Genomic DNA, 15,085 nt, shown 5'->3' with positions numbered 1-15,085 from the left:
TGACCGTAGGGCTGTGTAGCCGTTCAACGAATGGATCAATTTTTAGTGGCTACAGGCCTTGTTGCAGTGCGGGGTCGTCCGGATTCTGTTGTTCCAGTTGCGCGAGCAACACTTGGACATTCTGCAATTGGCCGCTTTCTTTCCAATAGTTGACCAGCAGCACCCTGGCCTTGCGGTTGGCGGGGTGGCGTTGAACGATCTCTTCCAATTGGCGTTGCGCGGCTTCCAGTTCCTGCTGGGCATGCAGGGTAGTGGCCAGATCGTAGCGATAGTCCTGGTTCTCCGGCTCCAGTTCCACCGCCTTGGACAGGCCGAGCAACGCATAAGGCCGCTCGCCATGGTGCAGCAGCCACAGGCCGAGGGCGTTCTGCAGATAGGCGGATTCGGGGTGCGCCGCCAGTTGGCGGGCCAGCAACTGGCGGGACTCGTCGGTCTTGCCTTGTTTATCCAACAATTCGATTTGCGCAACCACGGCCTGCAGGTTGTCGGGCTGCAAGCGCATGGCTTGTTCCAGGGCATTCTGCGCATCCGGCAGCAGGGCGCTATGGATATACAGACGAGCCAATTGAATCCAGCCTTCGGCGGTTTCTGGCTGGGCCTTGAGTGTCTTTACGAACTCATCGAGCACCTGCTGCAAAGGTCCGAAGTACAGCCCCAGGGTATCCGGTGACAGACCGAGCAAGGCATTGGCGGCGGCAAAACGCACGCTTTGTTCGGGGTCATCCAACAACGGGCCCAGCAGCAGGGTGCGCTGGCCGCTGGGCACCAGGCCCATGATGCTGTGGATCGCGGCTTCGCGTACCCGCGGTGAGTCGCTGGTCAGGTCTTTATCCGCCAGCTTGAGGGCCTGCGGGCTCGGGTAGTTGGGCAGTTCGGCGTGTAACGCCGCCCGGCGCTCATCGGACAGGTCCGGGCGGCCCAATTGCTGGTACAGCACACGGGCGGCGCCAGGCTCGCCGTTACGCGCCTGCTTAAGGGCCTTGGAATAACCATGGGCAATGGCGGGCGCCACCGCCACCGGGGTGGAACGTGAGAAATACCAGGTGATCAGCACAATGAAGAACAGGGCGCACAGGCCGACGATGGCGTAACGGCGTGACTTTGACATGCAGGCGTCCAAAAGCTTGAGCAGCTATCACAAAGGCCGTCAGCTTCGGTCAGACCAGGGCAGGTGTCAAACCCACCTCAGGTGAGCACGTACTCCACCGGTTCCGTATAGGGAAGGGCAGTGACGTGCTTATGATCCTTTCGCACGAGGCCTGCCCCTGGCTCAAGCTGACCCGGCGGGTTTCCAGCTGGGTATAGATCAACGGCGGCGTTGGCCAAAACAGTCAGCCAAGTTGAAGGCTTTGACCATTGCCGCAGCACTGCGCTAGCGCGAGTATTTGGCCAATACGCTCCGTACTTGGTCCACAGCTCAAGGAAACAACGATGCAGATTCAGAACAAGGTTTTTTTGGTCAGCGGCGGCGCCTCAGGCCTCGGCGCGGCCACTGCTGACATGCTGGTAGCTGCCGGTGCAAAGGTGATGCTGGTGGATTTGAATGCCGACGCAGTGGCAGCCAAAGCCGCGCAATTGGGTGACAACGCGCGCAGCACAGTGGCTGATATCAGCCAGGAAGCCGCTGCTGAGGCCGCAGTGCAGGCCACGGTTACCGCCTTTGGCGGTTTGCACGGGCTGGTTAACTGCGCAGGCGTGGTACGTGGCGAGAAAATCCTCGGAAAGAACGGGCCCCACGCGCTGGCGAGCTTTGCCCAGGTGATCAATGTCAATTTGATCGGCAGCTTCAACTTGTTGCGCCTGGCCGCTGCGGCCATCGCTGAAACTCAAGCGAATGCCGACGGTGAGCGCGGCGTGATCATCAATACCGCCTCCGTGGCGGCGTTCGACGGGCAGATTGGGCAAGCGGCGTATGCCGCGTCCAAAGGCGCGATTGCCAGCCTGACACTGCCTGCTGCGCGTGAGCTGGCGCGCTTCGGTATTCGGGTCATGACAATCGCCCCAGGTATTTTCGAAACCCCGATGATGGCCGGCATGACCCCCGAGGTGCGCGACTCCCTCGCCGCTGGCGTGCCATTCCCCCCACGCTTGGGCAAGCCCGCCGAATACGCTGCACTGGTACGCCATATCATCGAAAACAGCATGCTCAACGGCGAGGTGATCCGTCTCGACGGCGCCTTGCGTATGGCGGCCAAGTAAGGAGGAATATTCATGAGTGATCCCATTGTAATTGTCAGCGCCGTGCGCACGCCCATGGGCGGCTTCCAGGGCGACCTCAAGGGCCTGACCGCGCCACAGCTCGGCGCTGCCGCAATTCGTGCAGCGGTCGAGCGTGCCGGTATCGCCACTGACGCCGTGGATGAGGTGCTGTTTGGCTGTGTACTGCCAGCAGGTCTGGGCCAGGCGCCGGCACGGCAAGCCGCCTTGGGCGCTGGATTGGACAAGTCCACCCGTTGCACCACCCTCAACAAGATGTGTGGCTCAGGCATGGAGGCTGCGATCCTGGCCCATGATTCACTGTTGGCCGGCAGCGTCGACGTGGTGATTGCTGGGGGCATGGAAAGCATGTCCAACGCACCGTACCTGTTGGACCGCGCCCGCAGCGGCTACCGCATGGGCCATGGCCGTGTGCTGGACCACATGTTTCTCGATGGGCTTGAGGACGCCTACGACAAAGGCCGCCTGATGGGCACCTTCGCCGAAGATTGCGCTTTGCATAACGGTTTTAGCCGCGAGGCCCAGGATGCGTTTGCCATTGCTTCCCTGACCCGTGCCCAGGACGCGATCACCCACGGCAACTTCGCCGCCGAAATCGTCCCGGTGCAGGTCACAGTCGGTAAAGAGCAAAAAACCATCCTGCATGATGAACAACCCCCAAAGGCCAAGCTGGACAAGATCGCCAGCCTCAAGCCGGCGTTCCGCGAAGGCGGCACGGTGACGGCGGCCAACTCCAGCTCGATTTCCGACGGTGCGGCGGCGTTGCTGTTGATGCGCGAGTCCGAGGCGCACAAACGTGGGCTCAAGCCACTTGCCGTGATCCATGGGCATGCCGCGTTCGCCGATGAGCCAGGCCTGTTTCCCGTGGCGCCGGTGGGCGCGATTCGCAAGCTGATGAGCAAAACCGGCTGGACGCTGGATGAAGTGGATCTGTTCGAGATCAACGAAGCCTTCGCGGTGGTCAGCCTGGTGACCATGAGCAAGCTGGAAATCCCCCACGCCAAGGTCAACGTGCACGGCGGAGCCTGCGCCCTCGGCCATCCGATTGGCGCCTCGGGAGCACGCATCCTGGTGACGTTGCTCTCGGCCCTGCGCCAGAAGGGCCTCAAACGTGGCGTTGCCGCCATCTGCATCGGCGGTGGTGAAGCCACGGCCATGGCCGTTGAATGCCTGTATTAAGGAGCCACGATGCTGCCCAATGACGAACAACTGCAAATCAGCGACGCGGCCCGGCAATTCGCCCAAGAACGTCTCAAACCCTTCGCCGCCGAATGGGACCGCGAGCACCGCTTTCCCAAGGAAGCCATCGGCGAAATGGCCGAACTGGGTTTTTTCGGCATGCTGGTGCCGGAGCAGTGGGGTGGTTGCGACACCGGCTATCTGGCTTATGCCATGGCCCTGGAAGAAATCGCCGCCGGTGATGGCGCCTGCTCGACCATCATGAGCGTGCACAACTCGGTTGGTTGCGTGCCGATCCTCAAGTTCGGCAACGCGCAACAGAAAGAACAGTTCCTCACGCCCCTGGCCAGTGGCGCCATGCTCGGTGCTTTTGCCCTGACCGAACCGCAGGCCGGCTCCGACGCCAGCAGCCTGAAAACCCGCGCGCGGCTCGAAGGCGACCACTACGTGCTCAACGGCTGCAAGCAGTTCATCACCTCCGGGCAAAACGCTGGGGTGGTGATTGTGTTTGCCGTGACCGACCCCGCAGCCGGAAAGCGCGGGATCAGCGCGTTTATCGTGCCCACCGACGCACCGGGCTATAGCGTGGCGCGGGTCGAGGACAAGCTGGGCCAGCATGCGTCCGATACCTGCCAGATCCTGTTTGAAGACCTGAAGGTGCCGGTGGCCAACCGGTTGGGCGAAGAGGGCGAGGGTTACAAGATCGCTCTGGCCAACCTCGAGGGCGGTCGCGTGGGCATCGCTTCGCAATCGGTGGGCATGGCCCGCGCCGCGTTTGAGGCGGCCCGTGACTACGCCCGTGAGCGCGAAAGCTTCGGTAAACCCCTGATCGAACATCAGGCTGTGGCATTCCGCTTGGCGGACATGGCCACGCAAATCGCCGTGGCGCGTCAGATGGTGCATTACGCCGCGGCCCTGCGGGACAGCGGCAAGCCTGCGTTGGTCGAAGCCTCAATGGCCAAGCTGTTCGCCTCGGAAATGGCCGAGAAAGTCTGTTCGGCCGCCTTGCAAACCCTGGGCGGTTACGGTTACCTGAGCGACTTCCCCCTGGAGCGGATCTACCGCGATGTGCGGGTCTGCCAGATTTACGAAGGCACCAGCGATATTCAACGCATGGTCATCTCACGCAATCTCTAAGGAGCCGATACATGAGTTACGAAACCATTTTGCTCGAGGTCCAAGGCCGTGTCGGGCTGATTACCCTGAATCGCCCCCAAGCCCTGAATGCCCTGAACGCGCAACTGGTCAGCGAATTGAACCAGGCGCTGGACGGCCTGGAGGCCGACCCGAACATCGGTTGCATCGTGTTGACCGGCTCGAAGAAGGCCTTCGCCGCTGGAGCCGACATCAAGGAAATGGCCGAGCTGACTTACCCGCAGATCTACCTCGACGACCTGTTCAGCGACAGCGACCGCGTGGCCAACCGCCGCAAGCCGATCATTGCCGCCGTTAACGGCTTTGCCCTGGGCGGTGGGTGCGAATTGGCGCTGATGTGCGACTTCATCCTGGCGGGCGACGGCGCTAAGTTCGGCCAACCGGAAATCAACCTCGGCGTACTGCCGGGCATGGGCGGCACCCAGCGCCTGACCCGCGCCGTGGGCAAGGCCAAGGCCATGGAAATGTGCCTGACCGGGCGCTTTATCGACGCGGTGGAAGCCGAGCGTTGCGGGATCGTAGCGCGGATCGTGCCGGCCGATGAGTTGCTGGAAGAAGCGCTGAAAGTCGCCACTCTGATTGCCGGCAAGTCGGTGCCGATCAGCATGATGGTCAAGGAAAGCGTGAACCGTGCGTTTGAAGTAAGCCTGTCCGAAGGCGTGCGCTTTGAACGTCGGGTGTTCCATGCGGCGTTTGCGACGCTGGATCAGAAGGAAGGCATGGCCGCGTTTGTGGCCAAGCGTGCGCCGGAATTCAAAGACAAGTAAGCCTGCGTGAGCCTGTGGCGAGGCCGCTTGCTCCCTCGCCACAGGGCCCTTGACTGAGCCCACATTGGGTTTGCGGTGTGTCAGTCAGAGCTGGTAGTTCTTCAGCTCCCTGGCAATCACCATCCGCTGAATCTCGCTGGTCCCTTCGTAGATCTGGGTGATCCGCGCATCCCGGTAGTATCGCTCGACCGGGTAATCCTCCAAGTATCCATAACCGCCATGTATCTGCATCGCTGAAGAACAGACCTTCTCCGCCATTTCCGAGGCAAACAGCTTGGCCTGGGACGCTTCCGACAGGCAGGGCTTGCCGGCGCTGCGCAGGCGCGCGGCGTGCAGGATCAGCAAGCGGGCCGCGTTCAGTCGGGTTTGCATGTCGGCCAGCAGGTTGGCCACGCTCTGGTGTTCGATAATTGCCTTGTCGAACTGCACGCGGTCACGGGCATAGGCCAGCGCCGCTTCAAACGCCGCGCGAGCGATGCCCAGTGCCTGAGCCGCAATGCCGATGCGCCCGCCTTCGAGGTTGGACAGCGCAATTGCCAGGCCTTTGCCACGCTCGCCCAGCAGGTTGGCCGCAGGCACCGTGCATTGGTTGAGGGTGACGGCGCAGGTGTCCGAAGCACGAATACCCATCTTGTGTTCGGTACGGTCGACAACAAAGCCTGGTGTGTCGGTGGGCACCAGGAAGGCGGAAATGCCCTTCTTGCCTAAGTCCGGGTCAGTTACAGCAAACACGATGGCAAGTTTGGCGCGCTTGCCGTTGCTCACAAATTGCTTGGCGCCGTTGATTACCCACTGGCCGTCACGCAGTTCGGCGCGGGTGCGCAGGTTGTGGGCTTCGGAGCCGGCCTGGGGTTCGGTGAGGCAGAAGCAACCAATTGCCTGGCCGCTGGCAAGCTCGGCCAGCCAGGTTTCTTTCTGTTCTGTTGTGCCGTAGTTGAGGATTGGCCCGCAACCCACTGAATTGTGGATACTCATCAGTGCGCCGGTGGCGCCATCCCCTGCGGAAATTTCTTCCACCGCCAGGGCGTAAGCCACGTAATCGACGTAGGTGCCCCCCCATTCTTCCGGCACCACCATGCCCAACAGGCCCAGTTCGCCCATCTTGGCCACCAGGTTGTCGTCGATCCAGCCGGCTTTTTCCCAGGCTTGCGCGTACGGGGCGATTTCGCCCCGGGCGAAGTCACGCGCCATGTCGCGAATCATGACTTGTTCTTCTGTGTATTCAATGTCTTGCATGGCTTATCTCGCAATCTGCTCGAACTGTTGGAAGAAGCTCTCGACATGGGCAGCCGCCAACCCATGCAGGGTGGGCGGGTTCCAGCGTGGGGTCTTGTCTTTGTCGATGATCAGGGCACGTACGCCTTCGATCAGGTCGCCGCGCTTGAACCACTGGCGGTCCAGGTGCAGTTCCAGGGCAAAACACTGCTCCAGTGAAAGACGGCGGCCCTTGCGCAGCATTTGCAGGGTGACAGCCATAGCCAGGGGGGAGCGGGTCTGCATCAGTTGGGCCGTGTTGAGTGCCCATTCATGGCTATCAGCGACCGTGACGGCCTGCAATTGCTCGACGATGCTAGGGGCATCCGGCAATGCAAAGAAGTGGTCGATCGCCGGGCGCAAGATCGCCAGCGGCGCATCGGGCAGTTGCTGCACCGCCAGCTTCGCCAGCATGCCTTGCAAGTCCTTGAGGGGGGAGTCGTGCCAGTGCAGGTGGTCGAGCTTCTGGTCCAGCTCGGCCAGCCTGGCGCTGTCGAGGTACCAGTCTGCCAACCCACAATACAGTGCATCGGCTGCGCGGATCTGCACCCCGGTGACGCCGAGGTAAATCCCCAGTTCGCCGGGAATGCGTGACAGGAAGTAGCTGCCGCCCACGTCTGGGAAGTAACCGATAGCTACTTCCGGCATACCCAGGCGGCTGCGCTCAGTGACAACGCGTAGATCCGCACCTTGTACGAGGCCCATGCCGCCGCCCAGGACAAACCCATCCATCAGCGCCAGTACGGGTTTACGGTAGTGGTGGATGGCGAGGTCTAGGGCGTACTCCTCGACGAAGAAGTCTTCGTGGAGGGTGTCGCCGTTCTTGAAGCTGTCGTAGAGAGAGCGGATATCGCCGCCAGCACAAAAGGCCTTGTCGCCAGCACCGCGCAGGACCACGGCGTAGACCGATGGGTCGTCTGACCAGGCCTGCAGTTGCCGGGTCAGGCGGCGCACCATGTCCAGGGTAATGGCGTTCAGACCGGCGGGGCGGTTGAGGGTGAGGTGGCCGATATGGTTGCGGACGTCGGCCAGCACCTCTTCCTGAGGTGTATCGGCACGGCTTGCTTCGGATGAAACCTGAGCAGTCATCTCTAACTCCCTGCTTTTATTGTTCTTTATCAAGAGGTTCGTGGGCGAACGCTCTCGTGATCGTACCAGTGCAAATTTGCACAGTACAACCGTCAATCATGCAGGTCGTTTTTGCATTTATGCAGAGGTGCGAGTTCTCCTGAAATGGCCCGCCAACGCTTCGACGCAAAGCAGGATGGCGCGTCTGGCCTGCAGATCCGCAGAGGGGTAGTTGATAAAACCGTGGCGCATGCCTGGATATTCCTTGTGACGCACCGGCACACCGGCTTTTTTCAGGCGGCGAGCATAAGCACGCCCTTCATCGCGCAGCAGGTCACAGCCGGCGGTAACGATCAGAGCGGCGGGCAACCCGTTAAAGCATGCAGTTCGCGCGGGCGACAACCAAGGGTGATCCAACGCAATACCTCGGGGCACGTAGTGGTTCAGATACTCATCCAACTTTTTGCTGGTCAAGCCAAATCCCTCGGCGAATTGCCCTCGGGACCGATTGCGCGCCAGGCAGTCAAGTACCGGATACAGCAGCAACTGAAAAGCTATGTCGGGTCCTTCCAGATCCCTGGCAATCTGGCAAATTACGGCAGCCAAGCCTCCCCCCGAACCGCCGCCTGCGACTGCCATGCGCGAGGGCGTCAATCCCAGGTCGGGACCTTGGTGTGCTATCCATTCGGTAGCGGCGTAACAGTCTTCCACCGCCCTGGGAAAACGATGCTCCGGCGGCCGGGCGTAGTGCACTGCCACCACTGCGCAGCCGGCCCACTCACACATGACTCGGCAGAAACTGTCATGGGTGTCCAGGTCGCCTGCGACCCAGCCGCCCCCGTGGAAAAACATCAGGACCTGCGCGGGACCCGGGTGCGCCGGCCGATACAGCCTGACCGGCACTGGCCCGCCCTTGGTGGTGAGCGTGATGTCGCTTACATGCATGACCACTGCATCGCGTACCGCCTGACGTTCACTGGCCACGTTCATGGGTTGCCAGCCATGGCCTGGGCTTCGATTTCAATCAGATATACAGGTGCGATCAGCGCCTTTACACACAGCAACATCGTCGTCGGTTCACAACCGTTAAAAAACGCCTTATGGGCCTTGAGGATTTCCTGCCACAGCGCCATGTCGGTGGTGTACATGCGCGTGGCGATCACGCGTGTACGATCGGTGCCCAGTTGCTTGAGCGCGGTCTCGATAATCTCCAGGCATCGCCAAGTCTGACCATAGACATCGTCGTGGGCAAAAGGCTCGCCTCGCTCATCGAACGCGACGGTGCCACTGGTCATGATGAGGTTGCCGGCGCGCAATGCGCGACAGTAGCCGCCTTTCTTTTCCCAAGGCGCCGCGGAAAAACAACGGGTAATAACATCATCGGTCAGAGCCAAATCCACCGGGATCCGACTTAGACCGCGAAACTGCAGGCTGTTGTCGCGCCAGCGCGGCGGCTGCCCTTTAATGAGGCGCATGTGCGGAAAACGCTGCAGCAGGGCAGTAAACAAAATATGGGCCTCCAATTTGAAAAGCAGCCGGCCCATGCAGAAATGCGGACCGCGCCCAAAAGCCAAGTGGTCTTGCTTCTGGCGCTTCAAATTGAACTGATCGGGGCGGGAAAAGTGCACCGGATCGCGATTGGCGGCCGCCCGCATCAGAAACACCAACTCGCCTTTGTGCAGCGTTTTACCGCGCAAAACTACATCCTCAGTCAGTACCCTGTGACTGAGTTGACCCGCCGGGCAAATGCGCAGTATTTCTTCTATAACGTCGTTTAGCGTACCGGGGTCGTTCCTGACTTGCGCCCATCGCTTGGGCTTGTCCAGCAGGTAGAACAAGATGATTCCCAATTGATCGGCACTGGTGGTGGTGGCGGCAACCAGGATGAATGCCAGTTGAGCCAGGCCGTCTTCCTCACTCATACCCGCTTTGTCGCCAGCAGCGATCACTTGACTGACCAGGTCGTGTTCGGGCGCACGTCGGCGTTGACCAATGAGCCGCGAAAAATAGGCGTACATCTCTTCGATAGCCTGTAGCGCCTCATTGGGGCCATAAGCGGGGTCGGTGCTGCCCACCATGCACACGATAATTGCGTCGGTCCAGTTCCTGATTTTCAACGCGTCTTCGGTTGGTATACCGAACAAATGCGCGAGAATCAGCGCCGGAATCTTGTTGAACAGCTCAGCCATCATTTCCGGACGAGGGCTCAACTGCTTCAGTTGGTCGTCGACAATCTGTTGAATCGCACCTTCAAGCGCGTCGATAGAGGCCGGGCTGAATGTTTTACCCAACACTCTGCGTCCAGCCTCATGCTCCTTGCCATCCTGCGCGTACATCCAGCGCTTTGCCTTCTCGACAAAGGGTTCCAACACGGCACGTTTTTGCAGGGGTAATTGCGCGTCCACCAGTTGGCGCATTCGATTGGATGAGTAACGCCCTGCATCTGCCTGCGCGGCGTTAACGTCCTCAAAAAGGGTGAGCATCCAAGCCTTGTGGTGTTTGCACCAATGCACTGGGTCGTGCGTGCGCAGCCAAGCGAAGGCCGGGTAGGGATCGCTGATGACTTTCGGATCTGAGAAATCAGGTTTTCTCTGAAGGGCCATTTCATTGCTCCTCATACAATGGACGCGTGAATTGACTGATGTAATCAGGCTTATCGATCGGCGCGCTGACCAGGGCCTGCGGAGGCCTGAGCAGGCCGGCCAGGCTCACAATCCGCTCCGGGGTGGCGTGCTGGCTGAGGGTGTCGGCACTGGCGTCCAGCCAGGTATGCAACAGTGGGCGGAACACTTGAATCAGGTCGACACATATTTCCCGATCCGGCAGTTGATGGCTTTCGACTTCCTGAACGATCAGGTCAAGTGCCCTGGCGTAGGCCATGCCCAAGGCCTGTTGATGGGTATACCCACCGGCCTCGGTACATTGCGCGACGATCTTTGCTTCCACACACTGGCCGATATTGGTGGGCGGGTTGTCGACAAATCGTGGGCGCTCCAACGCCTTCTTGATGATTTGGTACGCCATCACCGAGCTGTCACCGGCGAACGTATTGGCGACTTCGCAGTCCATACGCTGCGTGACGATCTGGTTGTAATGGTGAAAGCCCTGGGAACCGCACAGCTCGCGGGACAGGGCTATCACGTCGAGCCCCAGCCAGGCACCGACTGACTTGTCCAGTGCGGCCAATACGTGCAACTCCTTGCGTCGGGCGAGTTGCGCCCAATTCGCCTCGAAGCGCTTGCGTATTGCTTGCTCCAAGTATTTGAGCGCCAAGGCCTTGAGCTGTATGGCGTAGAGGCGCTGACGAAACAGCGGTTGACTGAGGAGCGGCATACGGCCATCTGGCCCTTGGATCAGGCGGTGCTGGGCAAACCGATACCCCAGGTGCGCAGCGAGGCCCGCGTTGTGGCGAATGCCGGCCATGAACAACAGCCGCTCTTGAAGGAAGGTCTTCAACGAATCAATGAAGCGTTCATCCAACGGCAGGTCGCTGACAAAGCTTCCTTCCGGGGTAAAGTGCGCGTGTCGTTGCATCAGCGCATCGACCGGAAGTTCCATATGCTCGAAGCGGATTGCCGCGACTTGATTGGCATGAATACCGCCCTTGGGATCGCAAGCCATTACTCGAACACCGTCTTTGAGGCGGCCGTTTTCTCGTTGGCGAATCTTCACGCGAAACCAGTGAAGCCCCTCGTCCTTGCCGCCAACGATCAGGCGCGCAATCACCATCACCACCTGGGCCGCGTGCAAGGCGTTGCCTATCCAGCATTTGCAGGCTTGAGGGGAGGGGGAGTGGAGGATTAGTCGCTGTCGTTGATGATCGTATGTCACTTGGGTTTGCAAATGGCGCACGTCGGTACCCATGGCCGCTTCCGTGCAGCCGAAGGCGTAGACCTTGCGCAGGCGCAGGGCTTCATCACGATAACGCGTCAGTTGGCGAGGGCTGGCGTGGTTGAACAGGGCATCGACGGCGATCATATGGTCGACGATAGAGGAGTGCAGGGCGTAATCGAATGCGCCCAGCCAGCCCATTATTTCGCAGAGATTGGCGAACTCCCGTTGACGTGGTTGCCCCAACCACAAGTCATTATTGATGGCACCGCTATCAAAAATCGCATGCATGCGCTTGATAGTTAGGTCCATGTAAGCCCGAAGGCTGAGACGATGTCGTTGTCGTGGCTCAAACAGGGTGGAACTGAACAGCGCTTTAAAAGTAGCGTCCATGGCCGGGCCCTCTCGCTTCCAACATTTACTGTCGAAACACTCGAGTAGGAGCGCAGGCAGCGTGAGGGGGTGACGGCAATGACCGATACACGACGACGCTTGATGGATATGGATCCATAGCCAGACATTCCTTTGTCTTCGCTACTGGAAAAACGTGTATCCAGACGTCACGGTGAACAGCAGACAACTTCAAGTGGTGTATTTACTCTAGTCCGCGCAGGCCCCATTGCAAGCTGCGAGATGGGCCTTCCGTCGCGTGTGTCACCCCACCCGACGGGCCAGCACTTCGCCGATGCTGCGCCGCCGGGCGTGGGTTTCTGCAGCGTGGATTAACTGCTCAAGCGCCGTGGGCTCGACGTCGTAGAACTGTTCCATTTCGGCCAGTGCCAGCTTCAAATCAGCGGCGATGATGGCGGGAGTACTGTGGGCGTTGGGGGCGACCAGGATTGCCGCCGGTGATTCAACAGCGCCCTTGGGATAGCGCGTGCGCGTGACATTGTTATACGCCAGCGCGCAGGCGAGCAGGGCACTCGCACCCAACAGCACTGCGCCCAATTCATACCAGCCAAGGGCTGCGGAGGCAGGATCAGCCAATACCAGCGTCATGGCCAAGCCACCTGCCGGCGGGTGCAGGCAACGCAGCCAGCACATCAATACCACCGCCATGCCCGCCGCGAGGCAGGCGCCGCCCAAGGTGCGTCCGAGCACCCGAGCAACCAGTAACGCAACCACACCGGCGCACAAGTAGCTGCCGATGATCGACCAGGGTTGCGCCAGCGCACCGGAGGACACGGCGAACAACAGCACGGCAGAGGCCCCCAGCGGGCCAAGCAGGTGCAGCGCCACCTCCATGCCGAAGACCTGGGCACACAGCCAGACACTGAACATAGTCCCCAGGGCCATGCCAATGGCGGCGCGGCTCCATTCAGAAGGACGGGTGTTGATAGCAGCAGGGAACCAGCGAGCGAGCATTGAAAGAAAGTCCATAAACGGCGGGCAAAAAAAAGGCTTGTCTGGTTGCCCGGAAAAGCCCTTTGAAAGTTCCTGCATTTGGGGGAGGAACACTGCGCAGTGTGCCGTGCCTGGAAGTGCTGCGCCAATGCATATTAATGCGGTTTAAATGCAAAAATAATGCACTTAAAGGTTTTCGATCCAAACAAGTCGAATCGATCAACCGGGATTGGACGGGGTAGGCTCGCCCATCACACGGTCATCGGCTTCTTTGCTGAACAAGCACTTTCGCAGGTTTTCCTGTAGATCCAATTCGCTGACCAGCGGACCTTTCATCGCCACCAGGGCATTGCGCAGTGCCATCAGTCGATCCAGTGGCGGCGCGGGTAAATAGCCGATGTGTATTTCATGGCGTGCCGATAAGGCAGGTATTTCAGCAGAAACATCATTTGGCACGGCATTGTCCTCTTGCGAAGTAACCCGCGGCAGCAGCGTGGGCTTATAACGTCGTTGCTGTGATCCGTATTCAGTGGCGGTCCATATTCATCGACTCATGCCGTTGAGTGTAACGTCGGGTCTCTGGCGCCGGAAAGGAAAATGGCAGAGGTTTTTACGCATAGCTGTGTAGGAGTCTTCCGCGCCTATGCTCAGGGCTGCGACGGTTTGGCCAAGTGCAGCAGCACATAGGGGTTCCTGTCGAACTCTGCGGTGAGGGTCGGCTTGATGGCGCTAAACCGTGGGTCTTTCAAACCGGCGAAATCCGTCGCACTCATCACCAGCCACGCGGGCCCCTGCAGTGGCGTGAGCTCAGAGCCCTGCTGCGTAAACAGTGGCACCCTGTCACAGTCGAGGTTGACCATGTATTTGATAGCCTTAGCGTCTTTGCCCAGGCCGTGCAGTACCACGGGAGCCGGCTGTTGCAGCACCTGCTGTTGAACCTGCAAGGTGAATGTGCGGGTGTCGTAGACACTGCGCTGCAGCGGTTCCACCACGAGTATGTAAGTGGCCCACACCGCCAGTACGGCGGCGAAAGCGGGCCCCGCTGGGCGCAGGCGAGATGTGCACAGCGTCAGCAGTGCCAGCGCCTGCAACGCGCCCAGCACTGCGAACGCTGGCTCCAGATGACTCAACTGCTCCGGATAACGTGGGCGCACGACCACCAGCCCGATGATCAGCAGTGCCGGCAATAGTGTCCATAGACTCAGCATCAGCCTACGCAACCAGGCAAACAGACGCCCGTGCGCGACCTGGAAGGGGTACGCGGCAATCATCGCCGCCATCGGCAGCATCGGCAGTACATAGCGCGCCTTTTTCGCCTGGGGAATCGATAAGCCAACCAGCACCAGCAAGCCGGCGGCAGCGCAATACCACACCAACTGCAACGCCGGGCCCGGTACGCGCCTGCCGCTGACCAGCATGGCCAGCAACACCAGCAGCGCCAGTGGGTAGGCCATCGCGTAATTGCCCAAGGAACTGGTGAAGTAATACAGCACGCCACTGGAGCCTTCGCTGCCGTCCATGCGCCCCAGAAACTGCATGCGAATCACGTCCTGCATGAAGTGTTCGCCGCCACTGAGCTTGGCCATCAGCAACAGCAGGCCGACACAGGCCATCAACAGTGCCAGCGCCAGTAACCCTAAGCTGAAAAGTTGTCGCCATTGTCGGTTGATCAGGTAGTAGCTGCACAACACGCCCGTAGGCACCACCAGCCCGATCGGCCCACGAATCGCAAAGCCCAGGATCAAGAGGACGTACACCCAGTGCAAGCGTTTGCCTGCACCGAAGTGATCGTGGGCATAACCCAGGTAAAATACCGCGAGGGTGATGGCGGTGAGCATCTGGTCCAGGGACACCGCCCGGGTTTCGCTGATAAAGGTGCTGCTGAGTAACAACACGGCAATGCTCATCAGCCCCCAACGCTGGCCGTAGGGTGCGGTCAGGCGGTACACAAGGGTGACGATCAGTGCCGAGGCAATCGCCGTTGGCAGCCAGGCCGTGAGGCTGGTGACTTCGCCCAGGGGCAACGACAACAGCCAGGTCAGCAGCGTCGAAGTGGCCAGGTAATCGGCATAAGGTTGGCCATAGGTGGTGGGAAAAAAGCCCGGCCCGTGGCGCAGCATTTCCTGGGCAAACACCACGAAGCGTGAGTCGAAACCAATAATCGCCTGATGCCAGCTACCGGCGATAAACAGCAACAACGCCAACAATCCCAACCCGAGGGATTGACGGCGGATCGGAGCGCTCAGCAGGGACGGTCGGGCTTTGTTCAC

13 protein-coding genes are annotated in these 15,085 nt (G+C 60.1%); 4 read left to right on the top strand and 9 right to left on the bottom strand.

Annotated elements, in window-relative coordinates; all coding sequences use genetic code 11:
- Positions 1–49 precede the first annotated feature (49 nt).
- Positions 50–1,108 carry a tetratricopeptide repeat protein gene (locus PspS35_RS14710; RefSeq protein WP_159935478.1) on the bottom strand — a complete coding sequence of 353 codons (1,059 nt, stop codon included), beginning with the start codon at positions 1,106–1,108 and terminating at the stop codon, positions 50–52.
- A 323-nt stretch (positions 1,109–1,431) separates the two neighbouring features.
- On the opposite strand from PspS35_RS14710, the gene PspS35_RS14700 reads away from it, so the two are divergent.
- The 4 genes from PspS35_RS14700 to PspS35_RS14685 are packed head-to-tail and all read left to right on the top strand — an operon-like array spanning position 1,432 to position 5,318.
- The gene (locus PspS35_RS14700; RefSeq protein WP_159935476.1) at positions 1,432–2,199 is read left to right on the top strand and encodes an SDR family NAD(P)-dependent oxidoreductase; all 768 of its coding nucleotides are present in this window, start codon (positions 1,432–1,434) and stop codon (positions 2,197–2,199) included.
- 12 nt (positions 2,200–2,211) lie between these two features.
- A complete protein-coding gene (locus PspS35_RS14695; protein ID WP_159935475.1) occupies positions 2,212–3,396 on the top strand; it encodes an acetyl-CoA C-acyltransferase in 1,185 nt (394 codons plus the stop codon).
- Positions 3,397–3,405: 9 nt separating this feature from the next.
- Entirely contained in the window at positions 3,406–4,533 is a 1,128-nt protein-coding gene (locus PspS35_RS14690) for an acyl-CoA dehydrogenase (protein ID WP_159935474.1), read from the top strand.
- An 11-nt stretch (positions 4,534–4,544) separates the two neighbouring features.
- Positions 4,545–5,318 (top strand): enoyl-CoA hydratase, encoded by a 774-nt coding sequence (locus PspS35_RS14685; protein WP_159935473.1) that lies wholly within the window; start codon positions 4,545–4,547, stop codon positions 5,316–5,318.
- Positions 5,319–5,402: 84 nt separating this feature from the next.
- On the opposite strand, the gene PspS35_RS14680 is transcribed toward PspS35_RS14685, so the two are convergent.
- From PspS35_RS14680 to PspS35_RS14645, 8 genes are all read right to left on the bottom strand, one after another.
- The gene (locus tag PspS35_RS14680) at positions 5,403–6,554 is read right to left on the bottom strand and encodes an acyl-CoA dehydrogenase family protein (protein ID WP_159935472.1); all 1,152 of its coding nucleotides are present in this window, start codon (positions 6,552–6,554) and stop codon (positions 5,403–5,405) included.
- A 3-nt stretch (positions 6,555–6,557) separates the two neighbouring features.
- Positions 6,558–7,661 carry an enoyl-CoA hydratase/isomerase family protein gene (locus PspS35_RS14675; RefSeq protein WP_159935471.1) on the bottom strand — a complete coding sequence of 368 codons (1,104 nt, stop codon included), beginning with the start codon at positions 7,659–7,661 and terminating at the stop codon, positions 6,558–6,560.
- A 117-nt stretch (positions 7,662–7,778) separates the two neighbouring features.
- A complete protein-coding gene (locus PspS35_RS14670; RefSeq protein ID WP_159935470.1) occupies positions 7,779–8,630 on the bottom strand; it encodes an alpha/beta hydrolase in 852 nt (283 codons plus the stop codon).
- Positions 8,627–10,243 (bottom strand): cytochrome P450, encoded by a 1,617-nt coding sequence (locus PspS35_RS14665; RefSeq protein WP_159935469.1) that lies wholly within the window; start codon positions 10,241–10,243, stop codon positions 8,627–8,629. Before PspS35_RS14665 ends, PspS35_RS14670 begins: the two co-directional genes overlap by 4 nt.
- Before the next feature lies 1 nt (position 10,244).
- Complete coding sequence (locus PspS35_RS14660) at positions 10,245–11,783, bottom strand: acyl-CoA dehydrogenase family protein (RefSeq protein WP_159935468.1); 1,539 nt, start codon at positions 11,781–11,783, stop codon at positions 10,245–10,247.
- A gap of 342 nt (positions 11,784–12,125) precedes the next feature.
- A complete protein-coding gene (locus tag PspS35_RS14655; protein ID WP_159935467.1) occupies positions 12,126–12,836 on the bottom strand; it encodes an HPP family protein in 711 nt (236 codons plus the stop codon).
- A 198-nt stretch (positions 12,837–13,034) separates the two neighbouring features.
- Positions 13,035–13,271, bottom strand: coding sequence for a type VI secretion system contractile sheath small subunit (locus PspS35_RS14650; RefSeq protein ID WP_159935466.1), 237 nt, complete (start codon positions 13,269–13,271; stop codon positions 13,035–13,037).
- A gap of 191 nt (positions 13,272–13,462) precedes the next feature.
- A complete protein-coding gene (locus PspS35_RS14645) occupies positions 13,463–15,085 on the bottom strand; it encodes a glycosyltransferase family 39 protein (RefSeq protein WP_159935465.1) in 1,623 nt (540 codons plus the stop codon).

It is taken from the genome of Pseudomonas sp. S35, from assembly GCF_009866765.1.
In the GTDB taxonomy this organism is placed as follows: Bacteria; Pseudomonadota; Gammaproteobacteria; order Pseudomonadales; family Pseudomonadaceae; genus Aquipseudomonas.
The sequence above is the reverse complement of the archived record's forward strand: the minus strand, read 5'-3'. Positions and strand labels throughout refer to the sequence as shown.

Excerpts from the sequence above, each read along its gene's own strand:
- PspS35_RS14710 (WP_159935478.1), bottom strand. The coding sequence starts at position 1,108 with ATGTCAAAGTCACGCCGTTACGCCATCGTCGGCCTGTGCGCCCTGTTC.
- PspS35_RS14700 (WP_159935476.1), top strand. The coding sequence starts at position 1,432 with ATGCAGATTCAGAACAAGGTTTTTTTGGTCAGCGGCGGCGCCTCAGGC.
- PspS35_RS14695 (WP_159935475.1), top strand. The coding sequence starts at position 2,212 with ATGAGTGATCCCATTGTAATTGTCAGCGCCGTGCGCACGCCCATGGGC.
- PspS35_RS14690 (WP_159935474.1), top strand. The coding sequence starts at position 3,406 with ATGCTGCCCAATGACGAACAACTGCAAATCAGCGACGCGGCCCGGCAA.
- PspS35_RS14685 (WP_159935473.1), top strand. The coding sequence starts at position 4,545 with ATGAGTTACGAAACCATTTTGCTCGAGGTCCAAGGCCGTGTCGGGCTG.
- PspS35_RS14680 (WP_159935472.1), bottom strand. The coding sequence starts at position 6,554 with ATGCAAGACATTGAATACACAGAAGAACAAGTCATGATTCGCGACATG.
- PspS35_RS14675 (WP_159935471.1), bottom strand. The coding sequence starts at position 7,661 with ATGACTGCTCAGGTTTCATCCGAAGCAAGCCGTGCCGATACACCTCAG.
- PspS35_RS14670 (WP_159935470.1), bottom strand. The coding sequence starts at position 8,630 with ATGAACGTGGCCAGTGAACGTCAGGCGGTACGCGATGCAGTGGTCATG.
- PspS35_RS14665 (WP_159935469.1), bottom strand. The coding sequence starts at position 10,243 with ATGGCCCTTCAGAGAAAACCTGATTTCTCAGATCCGAAAGTCATCAGC.
- PspS35_RS14660 (WP_159935468.1), bottom strand. The coding sequence starts at position 11,783 with ATGGACCTAACTATCAAGCGCATGCATGCGATTTTTGATAGCGGTGCC.
- PspS35_RS14655 (WP_159935467.1), bottom strand. The coding sequence starts at position 12,836 with ATGCTCGCTCGCTGGTTCCCTGCTGCTATCAACACCCGTCCTTCTGAA.